We start from the raw sequence: 296 nt of genomic DNA, 5'->3' as shown, positions 1-296 counted from the left end.
CAAGGGACATTTGTAATCAACTGGACCTTCGATGATGGAAACGGCAACAGTATTGTTGTGCCTCAGAATGTGATTATAAATGATGTCACAAATCCAGTGATACCAACATTATCTGATATCATAGGTGAATGTTCAGCCACAGCCACAGCACCAACCACAACGGATAACTGTTCAGGCACACTCACAGGAACGACTAGTGATCCAGTGACGTACAATAGTCAGGGAACTTATACAATTAACTGGACCTTCGATGATGGAAACGGCAATAGTATTGTTGTGCCGCAGAATGTGATTAT

At 42.2% G+C, this 296-nt stretch carries 1 protein-coding gene; it reads left to right on the top strand.

The genetic code is table 11. The annotated features are described in order from the left end of the window. Positions 1 to 296, top strand: a 296-nt coding sequence (locus tag Q0951_RS17070; RefSeq protein WP_299339542.1) for a hypothetical protein, incomplete at both ends; no start/stop codon positions are given.

It is taken from the genome of uncultured Psychroserpens sp. (assembly GCF_947501425.1).
In the GTDB taxonomy this organism is placed as follows: Bacteria; Bacteroidota; Bacteroidia; order Flavobacteriales; family Flavobacteriaceae; genus Psychroserpens.
The sequence above is the reverse complement of the archived record's forward strand: the minus strand, read 5'-3'. Positions and strand labels throughout refer to the sequence as shown.